A 15,255-nucleotide genomic window follows, 5' to 3' on the forward strand; every position below is an offset into this window, starting at 1 on the left:
AAATTTGATTGGGATTATTTCTTGAGCAATAAATTGAAAATTATAATATTAAATTCATGAAAATAATGTATTAAGGCAATACAGTTTATGTTTGGTAATAGCTCAAATACATTCTCGATATTTTTCTAATCGTGTAATAATTATAAAAAGCACGCTGAGGGATGAATATCCGGTCTAGAAAAATCCCTGCAGACTCTGATCCAGTTCATCTTCCGAAATCATTTTATATTCGGCAGGAACGGTAAATACCGCTGAGTCAATTTTGGCAGGCATCACACTGTTTGCAGTAAAATGCAGCTCAAGACCAAACTTGCGCAGGCGGTAATCCATCAAAACACCGTCAATTTTATAGAATGCATTTGTCCAGTTCGGTTTGTTTACCTGAAGTTCACGGGTGTACCACACTTCCATATCGGGGCTTTTGTCGGCAAATTTCAGAATGGCTTTCTGGCAATTGTAACCGGCAATTTTTTTCGTCTCTTTGGTTTCGGAAACCGAATAATCGGGCAGGTAATAGTTGCGGGTACGTATTTCAGAAGAATCAAGCACAGCTGCTTTTTTATCAAGAAAGCTCACCATATTGGTGAAGGTTTTTTTATTCGGATCGGATAAAAATGCAATGTGCATGGCGCCCACACCTGCATCCAGTTCGGCAAGCGTATAATCGTTGCGGAACTTCACCGTCATTTTATCCGGAAACATCATTGAGAGGGATGATTTCGGGTTTACCGGTGTGGCTTTGTACTCAATTATTCCCTCTGCAATTTGCGAAGTGGTTGTTTTTTCTTCACAGCCCCACATAAAAGCAAGCATCATCAGTGCGAAAATGCAAAGCAGGTGTGAAGAGAAACGGGCGTACATTCGGATGGGTCGGTCAGTATGTTTTGTTGCAGCAAGGTAACGATTAATTTTTATCTTGCAAGTCTGCATACACAATATCCCGCAAATTGCGTCAGACCAGCTTTTACAGGTAACTGACAGTAAAATATACTATGCCCTCAGTTAAGATTATATATCATCTTTCCACACGAATTTTCGGCAGGCTTGCCCTTATTACGGGGCTGATTACTGCAATACAACTTTATACACAGTTCACTAAGCCCGATTTATCACCCTACCTCCTTATACTGCCCGTTTTATTTGGCCTTATTTTTCTGTACAGCATTTTTCAATTACTCCGCAAAAAGCCCGTTTTAACCCTCACCGAAACAGGTATCACTTCCGCCACTTCCTCCGCCTCAGAAATAGGTTGGGAAACGATACGGGCAATTGAAGTGATTCAATTTCAAAATCAAAAACTACTGGCTTTGCGTGTAGAGAAAACAGCCATGCAGGCTATTGCCACTACCCGTTTTCTTGAAAAACGCCGGCAGTGGATGATTTCGAAAACCGGATTGATGGCTTATCCGGATACCGATTATCTGTTTGCTGCAATCAGCAATCTTTCCAGGCCAGCACCGGAAATAGCGCAATTGGTGACTCAGCTGGCAGAAATGGATGCGGCCGGGCGAGTGGCGCAACTCAATGCACTGGCAAGTAAGTAAAACGCCTGCCTTTCTTGCGAAAAAGCAGGCGTAAGCGTATTGGTAAACCGCTAATTAATAGCCCAAAGTCTTCAGCATCGACTTGTAGCTTTGTTCTTTGGCAAAGAGGCGGGTCACAATTTCGCCATCTTCGTCGCGGTCAATGAGTACATGCTTGGGCGCAGGAATAAGGCAGTGCTGAATACCACCATAGCCGCCCAGCGACTCCTGATAAGCACCCGTGTGGAAGAAGCCGATGTACTGTGTGCCTTTTTCCTTCGGATCTACTTTGGGCAGAAACACATTGTTGGCGTGCGCTTCTGTATTGTAATAATCCATACTGTCGCACGTAATGCCGCCTAAGTTCACCGGCTGATATTCGCGTTCCCAGTTGTTTATGGCCAGCAGAATGAAACGCTGGTTAATTCCCCAGGTATCGGGCAGGGTGGTAATAAACGAACTGTCAATCATGTACCAGAGCTCACGGTCGTTTTGCAGCTTCTGGTCAATTATCGAGTAAAGCGCCGCACCGCTTTCGCTCACCGTAAACGAGCCAAATTCGGTGAAAATATTGGGCTCGGCAATCTCATTGTTCTCGCAGTAGTTTTTGATCTGACTGATAATTTCTTCAATCATGTATTCATAGTCATATTCAAAACTCAGTGAGTTTTTAATAGGCATGCCCCCGCCAATATTGAGCGAGTCGAGTGTGGGGCAGATGCGCTTGAGATCAAGATACACCTTGAGGCATTTGGCCAGTTCGGTCCAGTAATAGATGGTATCTTTTATTCCGGTGTTGATGAAGAAGTGCAGCATCTTCAGTTCAAACTTCGGGTTGGTGGCAATTTTCTCTTTATAGAAATCCACAATATCCACATGCCGTATGCCCAGGCGTGAGGTGTAGAACTGAAAGTTCGGTTCTTCTTCCGACGCAATGCGGATGCCCACTTTTTGTTTGGGTGCTTTTACATGCTTTGCGTAATAGTCAATTTCCGATTTATGATCGAGAATCGGAATGGTATTGTAGCCGTCGTTAGAAAGATCGGTTATCAGGCGCAGATACTCATCGCGCTTATAGCCGTTACTTACAATGAACTTGTTTTTATCAATCTTGCCCTCTTTAATAAGCTGGCGGATGATATAAATATCGTATGTTGACGAAGTTTCGATGTGTACATCGTTTTTGAGCACTTCGTCGAGTACAAATGAAAAATGCGAGCTTTTGGTGCAGTAACAATAGGTATAGTTACCTTTGTAATCTACCTTCGCCATAGCTACATTGAAGAGGCGTTTGGCCTTTTGAATCTGTTGCCCTATCTTGGGAAGGTAGGTAATCTTTAACGGAGTTCCGTATTTCTTGATGATATCCATCAATGGAATGTCGTTGAAGTACAGCTCGTTATCTGTTACATGAAACCCTTCCTGCGGAAAGTTGAACGTTTGTTCAATCAGGTTTTGATAGGTGTTTTCCATTTGTTTCAGGTAAACTGAATGTAAAGTAAGTGAGTTGGATTACTGGTTCGGGTGCAAATGTAAGTAACCCGGATGAGTCAATGTCAAATTAATTATCAAAATATGAGATCAGTTAAAAAAGTTAAGTTCATCGAGATTAAGTCCGAAATTGGTGCCGGAACCCGGGGAGCCAGTCTTGGCCCCGATGCAATTAAAATTGCTGCGCTGGATATGGTGAGCAATATTTTCAACGAGCACGAATCGGTTGAGGTAAAAAACGAGAATCACCAGCTGTTCAGCCCTCCGGGAAGCATCTTTGCCCGTCGTATCAAAGGACTCATCGCTATTTACGAACGTCTTTCGGGCGAAGTGGCCAAAGCCATAAAAGGCAATTTCTTTCCTATTGTACTTGCCGGCGATCACAGCACGGCGGGCGGAACAATTGCTGGTGTACGTTTGGCGCTTCCCCCCAAAAACACCCGCATCGGTGTTATCTGGATTGATGCGCACGCCGATCTTCATTCGCCCTACACCACGCCTTCGGGCAATATGCACGGTATGCCACTTGCCGTTGCTTTGGGGGAAGACAACAAGAGCAACCAGATAAATAAAGTGGATAAGGAAACCACAGAACTCTGGAATAAACTCAAAAGCATTGGCGGCAACGGACCCAATATCCGCTATGAGGATCTCGTGTACATTGGCGTGCGTGATGTGGAACCGGAAGAAACGGCTCTCATGCGTAGTAAGAAGATTAAACACTTTACCACGGAAGATATTCGTCTGAACGGCGTTGAGCGCATTGCACGTGATACACTCGCTTATCTCAAGGCATGCACACATATCTATATCTCTTTTGATGTGGATAGTATGGACTCCAGCATCTCACGCGGAACAGGTACACCTGTACCCAACGGCATCACCGAGAAAGAAGCGGGGTCACTGCTTGTGCGCCTTGTACAGAACGAGAAAGTAGTTTGCCTTGAAGTAACCGAAGTAAATCCCACCCTTGATAAAGAGAATCTCATGGCAGAAAATACATTTGAGATTCTGCAAAAGGTAATTGGTCAGTTTACCTGATTACATTTGCACCCGCATTTACCGAATTACCCATTACATACCTATGTTAACTACCGAAGATTTGCTCCGGGCTCCTGTAGCCGCCGCCGTGGCCGAACTGTTTTCAGCCGAAATTACACCCGCGTCGGTTACCTTTCAGCGCACCAATCCGGCTTTTGAAGGCGATGTAACCCTTGTGGTATTTCCCTATGTAAAGCTGGCCGGCAAAGGTCCCGAGCAAACTGCCCAGCTCATTGGCGAACACCTGCAGGCCAAACTGCCCGAAGTAACCCGCTTCAATGTGGTAAAGGGCTTCCTCAATCTGGTTATTGCCGATGAATTCTGGAGCCGTGAGTATGTCAGCCTGGCTGAAGAATCTGAATTTGGCCGCAAGCCGGTAAATGAGTCCAGCCCGATGGTGATGGTCGAATACAGTTCGCCCAACACCAACAAGCCTTTGCACCTCGGTCACGTGCGCAACAACCTGCTGGGCTTTTCGGTAAGTGAAATACTGAAAGCCGCCGGCTACCGGGTGGTAATGGTTAATCTGGTAAACGACCGGGGCATCCACATTTGCAAAAGCATGTATGCCTGGCAGAAATTAGGCAACGGCGAAACACCCCAAAGCAGCGGCATGAAAGGCGATCACCTTGTTGGTAAATACTACGTGGAGTTCGACCGGCTGTTTAAAGAAGAAGTAAAACAGGCCGTAGCCGCCGGACAAGCGCAGGAAGAAGCTGAGAAAACCGTGCAGTCCATGCGCGATATTCAGGAAATGCTGCGCAAATGGGAAGCCGGCGATGAAGAAGTGATTTCACTTTGGAAAATGATGAACGGCTGGGTGTACGATGGTTTTGGTACAACCTATAAAAAGCTGGGCGTTTCGTTTGATAAGATTTACTACGAATCAAACACCTATCTGCTTGGCAAAAGCATAGTGGAAGACGGCCTGAACAAAGGTGTTTTGCAGAAACGCCCGGATGGCGCCGTAATCATCGACCTTACAGCCGACGGGCTCGACCAGAAAGTGCTGTTGCGCAGCGATGGTACTTCGGTTTACATGACACAGGATTTAGGAACCGCAGCCGAGCGCCACAATGAATTTCCGTTTGAAAAATTAGTTTACGTAGTAGGCAACGAGCAGGAGTATCATTTCAAAGTGCTCAAACTGGCACTTTCCAAACTCGGCTATAGCTGGGCCGACGGCCTTTACCACCTTTCCTACGGCATGGTGGAGCTGCCCGATGGCAAAATGAAATCGCGCGAGGGCACGGTGGTGGATGCCGACGACCTCATCCAGTTCATGGAAAAAAGCGCGCAGCTGCTTGCCGAAGAACGCGGCCTGATTGCCGAAATGAGCAGTGAAGCCAAAGAAACGCTGTACCATCAGGTAGGCATGGCCGCGCTCAAATATTTCATTCTCAAAGTGGATCCGAAGAAGAAAATGCTCTTCAATCCGCAGGAAAGTATTGACCTTCAGGGCAACACCGGGCCTTTTATTCAATATACCTATGCCCGTATCCGTTCCATGCTGCGCAAAGCCGGTGTGGCCGGTGCTTTACCGCAGGCCACAGCCCCGTTGCAGCTTCACGAAAAAGAAAAGGCCCTGATCAAGCACCTGCATCAGTTCCCTGCCACGGTGCACGAAGCGGCCACTGCATACAGTCCGGCAGTAGTGGCACAATATGCCTACGACCTGGCCAAAACCTACAACCAGTTTTACGATGCCTGCCCGGTAATGAAAGCCGATTCGGACGCATTAAAAGCATTCCGTTTGCAGCTTTCAGGCACTGTAGCCCGCACGGTAAAAGCATCGCTTGCCTTGCTTGGCATTGAAGCGCCGGAGCAGATGTAACAGTGCCGCATTGCCAGAAAACCACTTTACGGCCTGCGCCAGAGCGCAAACATATCCATGCTTATGGCTACGCTGTAATGAATAAGCACGCCCAGCCAGATCGACCGGCTTTTCAGGCTTAATGTACCCAGCACAATGCCGGCCGCTATGGCGCCAAAGGTTTCGGGCATGGGCTTGCGGAAATGAATCATGCAGTAAGGCACCATCATGACCAGTATGCTGAAGTAGCCAAACTGTTTGCGCAGTCCCAGCGTCATAAACCCGCGGAAAAAGAACTCCAGCGCCACAAACTGCGCAAAGTAAAACGCTTCCCATATCCAGAAACGCGGCCAAAGCGGCTCATCCGGATCGGGCTGGTAAAAGGGATATTTCTGCTGAAACGCGGTAGTTCCTGAGAAATAAGCCACCAGCGGAAGCATTACCACCAGCATTAACGCATACAACGGCCAGCCCTGAAAGGCGGCTTTGGTGTGAAGACCGTAGTCGCCAATCGGTTCGCGCAGCACGAAGCGGATGAGCAGCAATGGAACAACCATGTAGTTGGTAATGCTTACCAATGCCCACCAGATGAGCTGATGCAACTGCGCCGCATCGTGGTAAAGTGCCCATTCCGTAAAGCGCCGTTGCCATTCCTTAAAGCCGCACAAGCCCAGAAAAGAGGCAAAGCCGGTTGTGCTTGCGGCGTAGTTGATGAGCGTAAGCGCAGTGGCTGTCCACACCATTACTACCCATGTCCGGCGGCGTGTGCCTGCGGTTGGATTGAGCCTTTCGGCCAGTGCATCGGCTTCGGCGGACTGGAAGGTGCTGCTGAAAAGAGACTTGATCACAGGCTGAAACGGGGTAAGGGAGGTGTATTCTGACCGGCAGTTTCGCCGGCCAGCAGCTGGAAATGGCCGGCCATGGCAATCATGGCCGCATTATCGGTGCAGTAGGCAAAGGGCGGAATGTAGGTTTGCCAGCCTTCCTGCAGGCCGGTTTGCTGCAATGCGCTGCGCAAACCGCTGTTTGCCGAAACGCCGCCGGCCAGCGCCACACGGGTAATGCCGGTTTCCTTTACGGCCATTTTTACCCGCTTCATCAGCGTACTCACAATGGTGTATTGAATGGAGGCGCAAATGTCGGGCAGGTTACGCTCCACAAAACCGGCATCGCCGGCGCTGTGATCGCGCACAAAGTAAAGCACGGCGGTTTTGAGTCCGCTGAAACTGAAACGCAGTCCGGGCACCTGCGCCTGCGGAAAAGTAAACGCTTTCGGATTGCCCTGTGCGGCGTATTTATCAATGAGGGGGCCGCCGGGATAGGGCAGCCCGAGAATTTTGGCGCATTTGTCAAAAGCCTCGCCGGCCGCATCGTCAATGGTTTCGCCAATGAGCACGAAGGTGCGGGCATCGTCCACGCGCACAAGCTGTGTATGTCCGCCCGACACGGTGAGGCAGAGGAACGGAAATTCGGGTACGGGGCGCTCGTGTTCATCGCGCACAAAATGCGCCAGAATATGTCCCTGCATGTGGTTTACGGCCAGCAGCGGTTTTTGCAATGCCAGCGAAAATGCTTTGGCAAACGAACCACCTACCAGCAAAGCGCCCAGCAGGCCTGGTCCCTGCGTGTAGGCAATACCGTCGAGCTCGTGTGGCAGTACACCGGCCAAACGCAGAGCTTCGTGTACTACGGGCACCACCTGTTGCTGGTGTGCGCGCGAGGCCAGTTCGGGAATTACGCCGCCCCATTGCCTGTGTACCTCCTGTCCGGCCACCACATTTGCCAGCAGGTAGCCATTGCGCAGCACGGCGGCAGCGGTTTCATCGCACGAGGATTCGATTCCCAGAATAAGCGGCATGGTAGTAATATGTTATTTTTGCAAAAAAAATCCCAGATTGCAGTAATTATCGCCATTTCTGGCGTTCTTATTGCTGTGCGTGAGGGGCAGAATGCACTGCCTTCACACGCAACCCACTGCTCTATGGCTGAAGAACAGCGTATCGGTAGCAAAATTATCAAAAAGACGGGGCGCTGGCTGCTCAGGCTGGTGATCTTCTTATTGGTATTGCTTACCGCCACGTATTTTCTCATTCAGCTTCCTGCGGTACAAACCTGGCTGGCTCAGCGCGCAGCCGGCTGGCTTTCCGACGAACTTCAAACAAAAGTGGAGGTAAAGGGCGTAAACATCCGCTTTTTCACCAAAGCCGTGCTCGAAGGTATTTATGTGGAAGACCAGCATGGTGATACGATTCTGCACGCCGAAGAACTGGTGGCCGATGTACGCCGCTTCAGCTACGAAAACCGTCAGCTCGCATTGCGTGATATCGCGTTAAAAAACGCGCATATCAAACTCAAAAAATATCCCAATGAACGTGGCCTCAGCTACCGCTTCATTCTGATGCATTTCAAATCAACCGGGCCAAAAAAGCAAAAGTCAAAATCGCCGTGGGATGTGCAGCTGGGCGGAATTACACTCGATAATGTGCGCATGGAGTATATCGACCTGCGTGATACGATTGATGATCCGGGAATGGATTTTGAAAATATCCGCATTACCGGAATGAGCGCACATTTTGGCGATATAAAACCGCAGGGCGATTCGGTACAGCTGCATCTCGATTATCTCCGTGCAAAAGAACGAAGCGGTTTTGTGCTGAAAGAATTCAATGCCGATCTTACGCTTTCGGAAGAATATGCGCATTTCCGCAAACTACATATTCTCACCCCCGAATCGGGCATACACGGTGATCTGAAATTTGTGTACGACAGTATTGAAGCCATTGAAGATGATTTCATTCACCTTGTACGCATGCAGGGGCATCTCGACAGCACAACGGTTGAAATGGCGGATGTGGCCTATTTCGGGCACGACTTGCTGGGTATCCGTGAGCGGGTGAAAGTAAGCGGCGATGTAAGCGGTACGGTTGAACATTTGCGCTGCAAAAACATCCGCCTTGAGTTTGGGCGCAGCTCGGTAATTGCCGGCAATTTCAGTTTCAACGGTCTGCCCGATATTGAAACAACCGATATGAACTTCCGCATCAGGGAACTGCGCACCAGTTATTACGATCTGGGGAGTTTGCCGTATCCGCCTTTCCCGCAAGGTGATTCACTGCTGCCTCATTTGCCTGCTGAAATGGCCCGTTTGGGAAGTATTTACTTTAGTGGCATTTACGAAGGCTTTCTCACTGAGTTTGTGGCGCATGGCAATTTCAATACCTCGCTGGGCAAACTCAATCTCGAAAACTTAGCCATGTCGCAGTCTGATTCGGCTTCGTTGTTTGTGTATCACGGACGGGTGGCAGCAGAGGGTTTTGACTTTGGTACTTTGCTCGATGTGCCCGGTTTGGGTGCAGTTACAGGGGTGGTAGATGTGGATGGTAAAGGTTTCAGTACCGATGAGGTGGATGCCAAAGTAAACGGACAGCTTGCAGCAGTACAGTTTGAAAAATACAATTACCGGAATATTGCTATCGAAAACGGCCATCTTTATCACGGCACTTACGATGTGGGGCAGCTCGAAATGAGGGATCCCAATGCCGGACTTTCGTTTTCGGGGAAGGTGAATTTTTCGGGAGTTGTACCTGTAATGGATTTTACGGCTGATATTGATTCGGCCAACCTCGGTGCGCTGGGCTTTCTGGATACCACCAGTCAGCATATTCTTACCACCGGTCTTGAAATGCGTTTAAAGGGTAATAACATCGATAACATTACCGGCACAATAGGCATTCAGCAGCTTGACTACATACGCGATGGGGAGCAGTACTCGTTTAATCAGCTCACACTCAATGCGCAGAATTTCGAAGACAGCACGCGCACCATTGCGCTGGAGTCAGATATTGCCACAGCTACCATCAAAGGTAAATTTCAATTGCTCGAACTGCAGGCTACCGTAAAAAATCTTTTGTCGGATTATCTGCCTTCCTATTTCCCGCCACCGCTGCCGCCCGATCCGAAGAAGAGGCAAAAGCAGGCGACTGACCAGCAGTTTACGTATTACCTCACCTTTAACCAGAACACACGCCCGGTAGAAGTGCTTGCGCCGGGGCTGATAATTAAGCCCGGCACATTTCTCAAAGGAAGTTTTGATACCCGTAAACGCAGAATGGAAGGCTTGCTTGATTCTGACGGCATTGCCTGGAAAAGCACACGTTTTGAAGGCCTGCACAGTATCTCGTTTTCCAACTCCGGCCGACGGGGCGAATTAAACGGCCGCATAAACCGCGTTGCACTGAGTGATTCGGTAGGGCTTAGCAATGTGGTGCTCAAAACCACGGCCTCCAACGATTCGCTGCTTTCGCGGCTCGACTGGAACAATCAAAGCGCATTGCGCAACGAAGGAAAAGTACTTTTACTTACCCGCTTTTTTGGCGGCAGTGCGCTCAGTATGCAGTTTCTCAATGCCGCACTCTGGCTCAATGACTCGCTCTGGCAGGTAGCCACGGGTAACCAAGTGCGCATCGATTCGAGCCGCATCAGCTTTACCAATCTCCGCTTCAGTTCGGGGCAGCAGCTCATTGGTCTGAACGGCACGGTGTCTGAACATCCGACTGATCAGCTGCAGGTAAGTCTCAACCGCTTCAACCTGCATCATATTAATTACTTCACGCAAACCTCCGGTGTTACTTTCAAAGGTTTCATCAGCGGACAAACCACCCTTGCCGAACTCTACGGTACTCCCATATTTACCAGCAACACCGAGTTTGCCGATTTATACATAAACGGCCAGAAAATAGGGCAGGGCGAGGTGGATGCCGTGTGGGATAAACCACGGAATGCCGTGTACATGCACGGCGAGTTTTCGCGCGGAATAGTTAGTCCTGAAACCAATACGCTGGTAAAAAATATTCTTTTCGAAGGTTATTACTATCCGCAACGCACCGGCAGCAATCTCGATGTGGACCTTAGTTTGTATGGCATTGAACTGGCTGTATTGCAGCCCCTGCTCAAAGATTTCTGCAGCCGTTTAATTGGCTCCATTGGTGGAAAAATACACGTGGGCGGCACACTCAATCATCCCGAATTTAACGGTGATGCCGATGTGTGGATTAAAAAAGCCACCATTGATTATCTCGGTATTGATGTAAAAGCCGCCGAACAGAAAATATTCATCGAATCAAATTCATTTTATTTCAACGATTATCAGGTAGCTGATCCGTATGGCAACAAAGCCAAGATATACGGCCACCTTTATCACGATAACTTTACACGGTTTCAGTTTGACATGGACTTTGCGCTCAACAAATTTCTGGTGATGCGCACTACTGAAAAAGATAATGAACTGTACTACGGGACCGTGTTTGCGACGGGCTACATGAATATTTTTGGTTTTGTAGATGAGAAAATAACGATCAGTATTACCGCACAAACCGAAAGCATCGACAACAACGGATCACGCATCCGCTCGGTATTTAATATTCCGATGAACTATGCTTCGGAAGTAGGTGAAAACGATTTTGTGTATTTCAACAACGATACGGTTGCGGTACAAAAATCACAGGCCAACCAGTTTAAAAGCAATGGCATCGAACTTTTGCTGAATATCGAAGCCACAGAAGATGCGGATGTAAATGTAATTTTTGACGATAAGGTAGGCGATAAAATTAATGCTACCGGAACCGGTAACCTTGAAATGCATGTAAGCGAACAGGGCGATTTTACCATGCAGGGGCAGTATCAGGTGAGCAGCGGTGAATATTTGTTTACCCTGAAAAATATTATCTATGCGCACTTTAATTTATCGCCCGGCGGCACCATAAGCTGGAGTGGTAATCCCGAACAGGCCATTATTGATGCCGATGCTGTTTACAAAGCCAATGCTTCGGTGGAACCATTTTTCCCGCTCGATTCCATTAACCCCGCCTATAAAAAAACATACCCGGTAGAAGTGGTCATGCACCTTGACAGTAACCTGATGAACCCGCTCATCGGATTTGATATTGAACTGCCCACAGCCGATCAGAACATACGCGAAACAGTGAAGAGTTTTACTCAGGTTGAACTTGAGCGAAACAAGCAGGTACTTTCGTTGCTGGTGCTCAATAGTTTCATTACACCGCAGGAATTCCGCGATGGTGCATCAAGCAGCAACCTGGCAGGCAGCACCGGCACAACTGTACTTTCCAACTTCGTGTCAGGTACGCTGAACAACTGGCTGGCACAAATAAGCGATGATTTCTCCTTTCAGTTTAAATACCGGCCCAATGACGATGTAAGTCCGGGTGAACTTAAGCTGTATATGCAAACCGCTATTCTCAACAACCGCGTTACCATCGACGGGAACTTCGGGCGGCAGGAACAAACGCAGTCGTCGGTTAGCAACGTGCAATGGGTGGGTGATTTGAACGTAGAGTATAAAGTAACCGACGACGGCAAGGTGCGTTTGCGTGCATTCAACCGTTCAAACGATAATACATTGCTCAACGCATCGGCTCCGTTTACACAGGGAGTGGGTGTGTTTTACCGCGAGGACTTCAACAGCTTTTCAGAACTCATGCAGCGATACAAAAACTATCTTGTTGAAGACAAGAAGCGCCGTGAAGATCCGAAACTTCCTGTTCAGCCTCCGGCACCTGATTCTACCCGAAAAGACTCTGTGCCCGGGCCCCGTTAATTATAGCCATCGCTCAGAATTACACTCACACCAAGAGAAAAAGAACTGCGCCTGTTCTGCAAGCGGAAGTAACTGGCTGAAGTGCTTACAAAATCAATATCCCCTTTTGTAAAATACATATTATACCGGGCTACAAACATGGCTTTATTTACCCGTAAATGCACTCCGGCCACACCGCCAAACCAAAGCCAGCGCGTTCCGTCTTTTTCACTGTAACCTGATAATCCGGTGTGGTTAATAATGCACATGGTTGGACCAGCCTGCACACTGATAATATTACGTTTGTCGGCAATTCCGGGAACTAAACGGAAGTCAAACATCAGCTGTGAAAAATCAGCGTCATAGCTATTGAACTGGAAAGCTGTTTTGTTGTACGCAACGCCCAGTTCAGAGGATAGTGTGAATCCATTGCTGAATCTTAGTGTGGTAAATTCACTCACACCAACGTTTAGTTGTTTCGAAAACATTTTCGGACGGATAAACGTGCCGGTTTCAGAACCGTTAGCCGCGTCGTAAAATGTAAGTACCGGATTGTCGAGCCGACGGTGAAAATCTAAACGGGCTCCGCTGTAGGTTTGTGCTTTTCCCTCGGTAAACAGGCACACTACAGCAAGGCAGACAGCGAGTCTGATTGCAGTTTTCATAGTGGTTTTTTATAAAGTTGGCGTGTGCCAGAGGGAAGCTCAAAACTAAATAAATTGTTTTATCTAAACAAAGCCACTAAACAATTCAGATATACCGGCTGTAAACGAAAAACCGGCCGGTTGTGTGCCGGCCGGTTTTGGGTGTGATGCTGAATTATTTCTTTTTATTGTTGTTGCCTTGCTGAATCTGCTTGGCCCGTTCGCGCTGGGCTGCTTCAAGGCGTTGCATGAGGCCCGATTTCTTGACCGGTTTTTTCTTGTTCTCCTCAATTTTTGCCCGTATAGCTCCTTCATCCACAAACCTGCGCATCAGGAACATTTGCAGGAAGGTAATCATGTTGCTCAGGAAGTAGTAATAGCTGAGCGCCGCTGAGGCCGAGTTGAGGAAGCCGAGGAACATAACCGGCATGAGGTACATAAGCCATTTCATGCCCGGAAGCTGATTGCCGGTTGACAGCATCTGCTGGTTCATCCAGGTATAGAGCAGGGTAGAAGCGGTCATTAAAATGGCAAACAGGCTCACGTGATCGCCATAGAACGGAACTTTGAATCCGAAATCAAAAATCGAATCATAAGTTGAAAGGTCTTCGGCCCAGAGGAATTCCGACTGGCGGAGTTCAAATACGGTGGGAAAGAAACGGAGCAGTGCAAAGAGAATGGGCAGTTGCAGCAGCAGCGGAATGCAGCCTGCCATGGGATTTACTCCGGCCTTGCGGTAGAGTGCCATGGTTTCCTGCTGCTTTTTCATCGGGTCGCCGTCTTTGAATTTCTCGTTGATTTCGTCAATCTCAGGCTTCAGCACACGCATTTTGGCTGAGGAGAGGAACGATTTGTAAGCAATCGGGAAAAGCACCAGCTTTACAATAATGGTAAGCAGCAGAATAATGATTCCGTAGTTGCTGCTCAGCCCCGAAAGCCAGCCGAAAATGGGCATAATGGCGTATTTGTTGAGCCAGCCAAACAGGCTGAAGCCAAGATCAACCTGTTTTTCGAGGCCGAGGTTGTACGACTTGAGTGCTTTGTAATTGGTGGTGCCGAAGTAGAACTTCATGGGGAATGAAGTGCTGCCGTTTTCGGCAATGGGAATGGGGGTTTCCACCGCCATACCTTTTACATAGCCTTCGGCATTTTCGGCCGGTACGCTGATGCCGAATGTAGAACCGCTTGAAAAACGCGAATCGGCAATGAGGACAGAGGTGAAGTACTGCTGTTTGAAAGCCACCCATTTCAAATCGCCGGTGGGTGTTTGTATTTCGCTTTCGGCCATGCTCAGGTTCTCCACATCCTTATCGCCATCAATCTGATAGTAGAGTGAAGAAACCTGCTTCTGGTTATCAATGTTCTTTTCCTGCGAAGGTGTGTGCATGGCCCAGGTAAGCATTACATCTTTCTGGTCTTTGCCCATCATTTTACCCGCATTCATTACGTTAACCGTGCAGTTAACCAGATCACTGTTGCCTGCAAGCGAGTATTTGTATTCAATATAGGTATCGGGGCTGCCATCGGCGGTGAGGCGGAAGGATACTGATTTTGAGTCTTTGCCGCTCACGCTGAAATTGCTTCCGCTGGCGGTGAAGTAAAGCGAATCGGTGGTTACACGGCGGCGGTTGTTATCGAAAAAGTTCAGGCCGAAACGTGTGGAATCGTTCGTAAACAAACGCAGGTGATCTGCTGATTTGTTTTGCTTCTGTTTGTAAGTCTGGTAGCCTTTCAGTTCAACCGAGCCGATGCGTCCGCCTTTGGGATAAATGAACACGCGCATTTTCTCGTTTTCAATTACCACCGGTTTGTTGTCGCCTTTGGCAGCTCCGCTGAACATGCCCCAGCGCTGCATTTCCTGCACCTGCCTGAGCGAGTCGGCATTTAGCGTGGTATCGGCAACCACCAGTTTTTTGAGGCTGTCGTTTACGCGTGCGGCCTTTTTATCGGCTTCGGCCTTTTTGGCTGCTTCCACGCGGGCTACCGAGTCGTTGAACTTTTTCTTTAATTCGGCTTCCTTCTGATTTTGGGAGCTGGTCCAGGTCATCCACGCAGTAAGAATTACCGCAATAATGCCAAAGCCGATAAGTGATTTACGATCCATTGAATAGAATTAAGTATGCCGCTTATTGCAGCCCGCAAAAATAC

Annotated in this window: 10 protein-coding genes; 4 read left to right on the forward strand and 6 right to left on the reverse strand. The window is 48.3% G+C overall.

From position 1 onward, the window contains the following. Nucleotides 1–174: 174 nt before the first annotated feature. The gene (locus tag IM638_12175; GenBank protein ID MCA6363787.1) at nucleotides 175–861 is read right to left on the reverse strand and encodes a DUF4412 domain-containing protein; all 687 of its coding nucleotides are present in this window, start codon (nucleotides 859–861) and stop codon (nucleotides 175–177) included. Between the two features lie 131 nt (nucleotides 862–992). Between IM638_12175 and IM638_12180 the strand changes: the two genes are divergently transcribed. Beyond that, nucleotides 993–1,544, forward strand: coding sequence for a hypothetical protein (locus IM638_12180; GenBank protein MCA6363788.1), 552 nt, complete (start codon nucleotides 993–995; stop codon nucleotides 1,542–1,544). Between the two features lie 54 nt (nucleotides 1,545–1,598). Here IM638_12180 and IM638_12185 read toward each other — a convergent pair whose 3' ends face one another. Further along, a complete protein-coding gene (locus IM638_12185; GenBank protein ID MCA6363789.1) occupies nucleotides 1,599–2,996 on the reverse strand; it encodes an arginine decarboxylase in 1,398 nt (465 codons plus the stop codon). A 102-nt stretch (nucleotides 2,997–3,098) separates the two neighbouring features. Between IM638_12185 and rocF the strand changes: the two genes are divergently transcribed. Then, nucleotides 3,099–4,055 carry an arginase gene (gene rocF, locus IM638_12190; GenBank protein ID MCA6363790.1) on the forward strand — a complete coding sequence of 319 codons (957 nt, stop codon included), beginning with the start codon at nucleotides 3,099–3,101 and terminating at the stop codon, nucleotides 4,053–4,055. 43 nt (nucleotides 4,056–4,098) lie between these two features. Further along, entirely contained in the window at nucleotides 4,099–5,889 is a 1,791-nt protein-coding gene (locus IM638_12195) for an arginine--tRNA ligase (protein ID MCA6363791.1), read from the forward strand. Between the two features lie 26 nt (nucleotides 5,890–5,915). On the opposite strand, the gene IM638_12200 is transcribed toward IM638_12195, so the two are convergent. Continuing rightward, nucleotides 5,916–6,716, reverse strand: a complete 801-nt coding sequence (locus IM638_12200) for a CPBP family intramembrane metalloprotease (GenBank protein ID MCA6363792.1) — start codon at nucleotides 6,714–6,716, stop codon at nucleotides 5,916–5,918. Further along, a complete protein-coding gene (tsaD, locus tag IM638_12205) occupies nucleotides 6,713–7,726 on the reverse strand; it encodes a tRNA (adenosine(37)-N6)-threonylcarbamoyltransferase complex transferase subunit TsaD (GenBank protein MCA6363793.1) in 1,014 nt (337 codons plus the stop codon). Before tsaD ends, IM638_12200 begins: the two co-directional genes overlap by 4 nt. Nucleotides 7,727–7,849: 123 nt before the next feature. Between tsaD and IM638_12210 the strand changes: the two genes are divergently transcribed. Continuing rightward, nucleotides 7,850–12,484, forward strand: coding sequence for a translocation/assembly module TamB domain-containing protein (locus IM638_12210; GenBank protein MCA6363794.1), 4,635 nt, complete (start codon nucleotides 7,850–7,852; stop codon nucleotides 12,482–12,484). Here IM638_12210 and IM638_12215 read toward each other — a convergent pair. Then, nucleotides 12,481–13,128: a hypothetical protein gene (locus tag IM638_12215; protein ID MCA6363795.1), complete on the reverse strand. Its 648-nt coding sequence runs from the start codon at nucleotides 13,126–13,128 to the stop codon at nucleotides 12,481–12,483. The genes IM638_12210 and IM638_12215 overlap by 4 nt on opposite strands. 154 nt (nucleotides 13,129–13,282) lie before the next feature. Beyond that, nucleotides 13,283–15,211 carry a membrane protein insertase YidC gene (gene yidC, locus IM638_12220; protein MCA6363796.1) on the reverse strand — a complete coding sequence of 643 codons (1,929 nt, stop codon included), beginning with the start codon at nucleotides 15,209–15,211 and terminating at the stop codon, nucleotides 13,283–13,285. Nucleotides 15,212–15,255: the final 44 nt, after the last annotated feature.

This window comes from Bacteroidota bacterium, assembly GCA_020402865.1.
In the GTDB taxonomy this organism is placed as follows: domain Bacteria; phylum Bacteroidota; class Bacteroidia; order Palsa-965; family Palsa-965.

Excerpts from the sequence above, each read along its gene's own strand:
- yidC (MCA6363796.1), bottom strand. The coding sequence starts at position 15,211 with ATGGATCGTAAATCACTTATCGGCTTTGGCATTATTGCGGTAATTCTT.
- IM638_12195 (MCA6363791.1), top strand. The coding sequence starts at position 4,099 with ATGTTAACTACCGAAGATTTGCTCCGGGCTCCTGTAGCCGCCGCCGTG.
- rocF (MCA6363790.1), top strand. The coding sequence starts at position 3,099 with ATGAGATCAGTTAAAAAAGTTAAGTTCATCGAGATTAAGTCCGAAATT.
- IM638_12210 (MCA6363794.1), top strand. The coding sequence starts at position 7,850 with ATGGCTGAAGAACAGCGTATCGGTAGCAAAATTATCAAAAAGACGGGG.
- IM638_12215 (MCA6363795.1), bottom strand. The coding sequence starts at position 13,128 with ATGAAAACTGCAATCAGACTCGCTGTCTGCCTTGCTGTAGTGTGCCTG.
- IM638_12185 (MCA6363789.1), bottom strand. The coding sequence starts at position 2,996 with ATGGAAAACACCTATCAAAACCTGATTGAACAAACGTTCAACTTTCCG.
- IM638_12180 (MCA6363788.1), top strand. The coding sequence starts at position 993 with ATGCCCTCAGTTAAGATTATATATCATCTTTCCACACGAATTTTCGGC.
- IM638_12175 (MCA6363787.1), bottom strand. The coding sequence starts at position 861 with ATGTACGCCCGTTTCTCTTCACACCTGCTTTGCATTTTCGCACTGATG.
- tsaD (MCA6363793.1), bottom strand. The coding sequence starts at position 7,726 with ATGCCGCTTATTCTGGGAATCGAATCCTCGTGCGATGAAACCGCTGCC.